This window comes from Brevundimonas sp. SH203 (assembly GCF_002157625.1).
In the GTDB taxonomy this organism is placed as follows: domain Bacteria; phylum Pseudomonadota; class Alphaproteobacteria; order Caulobacterales; family Caulobacteraceae; genus Brevundimonas.
Genome location: NZ_BDMM01000011.1, coordinates 1 through 5802 on the forward strand (window position 1 = coordinate 1; position 5802 = coordinate 5802).

The window sequence follows — 5802 nt, forward strand, 5'->3', positions numbered from 1 at the left end:
CTTTCGGGGCCTTGGGGGCTGGTTCTCCGGGGTTTTGAGGGGAGCGGGGGTTGAGAAACTTCTTGCTTTCCTGGGTTGGTTTGATTAGTTTCCGCGCTTCAATCGAATCGCCGGTTTGGTGAAGGGGCAAGCCTCTTGGTTTTCTCCGGCGGTTTTTTGCGGTTTGAAGGGTTCGCTCTTCGGGTTTGCGAAATCTCTGAAAAGAGCGGTTGACACGGGGTTCGCGGTTCTCTAAATCGCCGCCTCCGCCGACGACGAGGCGCTAAACAAGTCGGGCCGCTGAGGCGGTTCTGGTCTTTGACATTGTTGATATGGAAAGAGAAACGCAGGCGGCGGTGTTCTTGCGATGACCTTCGAGGTCATCATACGACACTGACTATCTGCGGTCTTTTTGAAAAGATACCATGCGTCGATCTTTGGATCGATGACGTGGGAACTCGTCAATAAAATACGTAGAACTAATGCCAAGGACGACTTCGGTCGATCCGATGCTTAGGTCAGAAGTCAACTCAACCTGAGAGTTTGATCCTGGCTCAGAGCGAACGCTGGCGGCAGGCCTAACACATGCAAGTCGAACGAACTCTTCGGAGTTAGTGGCGGACGGGTGAGTAACACGTGGGAACGTGCCTTTAGGTTCGGAATAACTCAGGGAAACTTGTGCTAATACCGAATGTGCCCTTCGGGGGAAAGATTTATCGCCTTTAGAGCGGCCCGCGTCTGATTAGCTAGTTGGTGAGGTAATGGCTCACCAAGGCGACGATCAGTAGCTGGTCTGAGAGGATGATCAGCCACATTGGGACTGAGACACGGCCCAAACTCCTACGGGAGGCAGCAGTGGGGAATCTTGCGCAATGGGCGAAAGCCTGACGCAGCCATGCCGCGTGAATGATGAAGGTCTTAGGATTGTAAAATTCTTTCACCGGGGACGATAATGACGGTACCCGGAGAAGAAGCCCCGGCTAACTTCGTGCCAGCAGCCGCGGTAATACGAAGGGGGCTAGCGTTGCTCGGAATTACTGGGCGTAAAGGGAGCGTAGGCGGACATTTAAGTCAGGGGTGAAATCCCGGGGCTCAACCTCGGAATTGCCTTTGATACTGGGTGTCTTGAGTATGAGAGAGGTGTGTGGAACTCCGAGTGTAGAGGTGAAATTCGTAGATATTCGGAAGAACACCAGTGGCGAAGGCGACACACTGGCTCATTACTGACGCTGAGGCTCGAAAGCGTGGGGAGCAAACAGGATTAGATACCCTGGTAGTCCACGCCGTAAACGATGATTGCTAGTTGTCGGGATGCATGCATTTCGGTGACGCAGCTAACGCATTAAGCAATCCGCCTGGGGAGTACGGTCGCAAGATTAAAACTCAAAGGAATTGACGGGGGCCCGCACAAGCGGTGGAGCATGTGGTTTAATTCGAAGCAACGCGCAGAACCTTACCACCTTTTGACATGCCTGGACCGCCACGGAGACGTGGCTTTCCCTTCGGGGACTAGGACACAGGTGCTGCATGGCTGTCGTCAGCTCGTGTCGTGAGATGTTGGGTTAAGTCCCGCAACGAGCGCAACCCTCGCCATTAGTTGCCATCATTCAGTTGGGAACTCTAATGGGACTGCCGGTGCTAAGCCGGAGGAAGGTGGGGATGACGTCAAGTCCTCATGGCCCTTACAGGGTGGGCTACACACGTGCTACAATGGCGACTACAGAGGGTTAATCCTTAAAAGTCGTCTCAGTTCGGATTGTCCTCTGCAACTCGAGGGCATGAAGTTGGAATCGCTAGTAATCGCGGATCAGCATGCCGCGGTGAATACGTTCCCGGGCCTTGTACACACCGCCCGTCACACCATGGGAGTTGGTTCTACCCGAAGGCGCTGCGCTGACCGCAAGGAGGCAGGCGACCACGGTAGGGTCAGCGACTGGGGTGAAGTCGTAACAAGGTAGCCGTAGGGGAACCTGCGGCTGGATCACCTCCTTTCTAAGGATGCTTCTCCAGGCCGTCTCTCACGAGACTGTCTATTGAGGCTCCAATAAACGGCGGAACGCCGCCGTCTCCGTTTCTCTTTCCACTTTCGTCATCGACGCCTCGGCCATACGGGCCGTTAAGTTGGTGACGCGATCGCGAGCCTGGGCTTCACCGCCTGGCTGTCGCTGCCATAGGCCCGTAGCTCAGGTGGTTAGAGCGTACGCCTGATAAGCGTAAGGTCGGCAGTTCGAGTCTGCCCGGGCCTACCAGGACTTCTGGTTCGCTGGGGGTTCTCAGCCTCAAGACGGCATCGCCGACAGCTCTCCTGGGCTTCGCACCGTTCTCTGGAACGGGGCCATAGCTCAGTTGGTAGAGCGCCTGCTTTGCAAGCAGGATGTCGTCGGTTCGACTCCGTCTGGCTCCACCAGGCCGCACCCGCGGCTCTGGATTTGACCCGAGGCTCCGCTTTGAAAGCGGTGGCGCACCCCGCCAAGGCTCGCAGATCGCATCAGGAATTGCCCGTTGGCGCTCGCCAACTGGCATTGAAATCGTGAAGGAAGAACTAGACCGGCTCCCCTGAGCTTTTAGGTCGTGTTCGAGAAGAAGACATTGTCTGACAAAAATCAGGCTTGGTCCCCCGGCAACTTTCCAGTCGGGCGGAATACACCAAGCATGAGTTTTGCTGAGAAACGATCAAACGTTGAAGGGCTTCTGACGGATGCCTTGGCGTAGAGAGGCGATGAAGGACGTGGCAAGCTGCGATAAGAACCGGGGAGGCGCTAGCACCCTTTGATCCGGTTATTTCCGAATGGGGAAACCCACCTTTACAGTCTTCCAACTCTGTTTCTTCGGAAGCAGCGATTGGCGGATTGTTGAAAGGTATAATGAGCTGAATACATAGGCTTCATTAAGCGAACCCGGGGAACTGAAACATCTCAGTACCCGGAGGAAAGGACATCAACCGAGACTCCCGTAGTAGTGGCGAGCGAACCGGGACCAGGCCAGTGCTCTTGTGAAATAAAGACGAACGATCTGGAAAGGTCGGCCATAGTGGGTGAAAGCCCCGTAGTCATCAAACAGCAAGAGACTCGAGTAGGGCGGGACACGTGAAATCCTGTCTGAACATGGGGGGACCACCCTCCAAGCCTAAGTACTCCTCTACGACCGATAGTGAACAAGTACCGTGAGGGAAAGGTGAAAAGCACCCCGACAAGGGGAGTGAAACAGATCCTGAAATCGGAAGCCTACAAGCAGTCGGAGCCGCCAAGCGCGGTGACGGCGTACCTTTTGTATAATGGGTCAGCGACTTCATGTGTCGAGCAAGCTTAAGCCGTTAGGTGTAGGCGCAGCGAAAGCGAGTCTGAATAGGGCGCTAAGTTCGACGTATGACGACCCGAAACCAGGTGATCTATCCATGAGCAGGTTGAAGGTTGGGTAACACCAACTGGAGGACCGAACCCGTGAATGTTGAAAAATTCTGGGATGACTTGTGGATAGGGGTGAAAGGCCAATCAAACCTGGACATAGCTGGTTCTCCGCGAAATCTATTTAGGTAGAGCGTCCGACGAATTCCTTGGGGGGTAGAGCACTGGATGGTTGCGGGCTGCGCGAGCGGTACCAATACTAACCAAACTCCGAATACCCAAGAGAACTATCGGGCAGACACACGGCGGGTGCTAACGTCCGTCGTGAAAAGGGAAACAACCCTAACCATCATCTAAGGCCCCCAAGTACTGGCTAAGTGGGAAACGATGTGGGATTGCTTTGACAATCAGGAGGTTGGCTTAGAAGCAGCCATCCTTTAAAGAAAGCGTAACAGCTCACTGATCAAGCGATCCTGCGCGGAAAATGTAACGGGGCTCAAGCCAGTCGCCGAAGATATGGGTGTGCACTTTGTGCATGCGGTAGCGGAGCGTTCCGTAGGCCGGTGAAGGTCAGGCGTGAGCCTGGCTGGAGGTATCGGAAGTGAGAATGCTGACATGAGTAACGATAAGAGTGTGAGAGACACTCTCGCCGAAAGACCAAGGGTTCCTGCGTAAAGCTAATCTGCGCAGGGTTAGTCGGCCCCTAAGGCGAGGCTGAAAAGCGTAGTCGATGGGAAGCAGGTAAATATTCCTGCACCAGCTGGAAGTGACGGATGGCTTAACTCGTACCCACTTATTGGATTGTGTGTGCGGGGGCGTTGTCCCAGGAAATAACTCCAGCAGAGACCGTACCCGAAACCGACACAGGTGGTCAGGTAGAGCATACCAAGGCGTTTGAGAGAACTATGCTGAAGGAACTCGGCAAATTGCACGCGTAACTTCGGAATAAGCGTGACTCACCTTGCGCAAGCAGGACTGAGTGGCACAAGCCAGGGGGTAGCGACTGTTTAGCAAAAACACAGGGCTCTGCGAAGCAGCAATGCGACGTATAGGGTCTGACGCCTGCCCGGTGCCTGAAGGTTAAAGGGAGATGTGAAAGCGTCGAACTGAAGCCCAGGTAAACGGCGGCCGTAACTATAACGGTCCTAAGGTAGCGAAATTCCTTGTCGGGTAAGTTCCGACCTGCACGAATGGCGTAACGACTTCCCCACTGTCTCCAGCATAGGCTCAGTGAAATTGAATTCCCCGTGAAGATGCGGGGTTCCCGCGGTCAGACGGAAAGACCCTATGAACCTTTACTATAGCTTCGCCTTGGCGTTAGCGACCGTATGTGTAGGATAGGTGGGAGACTATGAAACCGGGGCGCCAGCTCTGGTGGAGTCGTCCTTGAAATACCACCCTTACTGTCGTTGACGTCTAACCGAGGGCCGTTATCCGGTCCCGGGACATGGCGTGGTGGGTAGTTTGACTGGGGCGGTCGCCTCCCAAAGTGTAACGGAGGCGCGCGATGGTGAGCTCAGAGCGGTCGGAAATCGCTCGTCGAGTGCAATGGCATAAGCTCGCCTGACTGCGAGACTGACAAGTCGAGCAGAGACGAAAGTCGGCCATAGTGATCCGGTGGTCCCGAGTGGAAGGGCCATCGCTCAACGGATAAAAGGTACTCTAGGGATAACAGGCTGATTTTGCCCAAGAGTCCATATCGACGGCAAAGTTTGGCACCTCGATGTCGGCTCATCACATCCTGGGGCTGGAGCAGGTCCCAAGGGTATGGCTGTTCGCCATTTAAAGTGGTACGTGAGCTGGGTTCAGAACGTCGTGAGACAGTTTGGTCCCTATCTGCCGTGGGTGTTCGAAGCTTGAGAGGATCTGTCCCTAGTACGAGAGGACCGGGATGGACATACCTCTGGTGTACCTGTCATGGCGCCAGCTGTGCAGCAGGGTAGCTAAGTATGGAATAGATAACCGCTGAAAGCATCTAAGCGGGAAACTAACCTCAAAACAAGGCTTCGCTGAGGATCGTGGAAGACTACCACGTTGATAGGCCAGGTGTGGAAGCGCGGCGACGCGTGAAGCTTACTGGTACTAATAATCCGATCGGTTTGATCGTTTCTCAGCAAAACTCATTCGATGATTGTTCCATGACCCGAGCAATCTCTGACAATGTCTTCTTCTCATGTGTGCTTGGTTGACCTGGTGACTATGTCGGAGGTTCCCCACCCGATCCCATTCCGAACTCGGTCGTTAAGCCCTCCAGAGCCAATGGTACTTCGTCTCAAGGCGCGGGAGAGTAGGTCGTCGCCGGGTCTACCAAGCACACATGAGTATAAACTCGAACACTTCTTCCTTCACAAACGACCGCTTGCCGCGGGATGGAGCAGCCCGGTAGCTCGTCAGGCTCATAACCTGAAGGTCGTAGGTTCAAATCCTACTCCCGCACCCAAGATCTAGCCCGCATGGCCAAAGCCAGGCGGGCTTTTCT

3 tRNA genes and 3 rRNA genes are annotated in these 5802 nt (G+C 54.5%); all 6 read left to right on the forward strand.

Annotation, left to right across the window (positions count from 1 at the left end):
- The first annotated feature begins 510 nt into the window (after positions 1–510).
- The 6 genes from SH203_RS15130 (at position 511) to SH203_RS15155 (ending at position 5763) form a co-directional block, all read left to right on the forward strand.
- A 16S ribosomal RNA gene (locus SH203_RS15130) occupies positions 511–1971 on the forward strand.
- A gap of 180 nt (positions 1972–2151) precedes the next feature.
- Positions 2152–2228, forward strand: a tRNA-Ile gene (locus SH203_RS15135).
- 82 nt (positions 2229–2310) lie between these two features.
- Positions 2311–2386, forward strand: a tRNA-Ala gene (locus tag SH203_RS15140).
- A gap of 264 nt (positions 2387–2650) precedes the next feature.
- Positions 2651–5430, forward strand: a 23S ribosomal RNA gene (locus SH203_RS15145).
- Between the two features lie 82 nt (positions 5431–5512).
- A 5S ribosomal RNA gene (rrf, locus tag SH203_RS15150) occupies positions 5513–5627 on the forward strand.
- Together the 16S, 23S and 5S rRNA genes with 3 tRNA genes alongside form the textbook arrangement of a ribosomal RNA operon.
- A gap of 59 nt (positions 5628–5686) precedes the next feature.
- Positions 5687–5763: transfer RNA gene (locus tag SH203_RS15155), tRNA-Met, on the forward strand.
- Positions 5764–5802 lie beyond the last annotated feature (39 nt).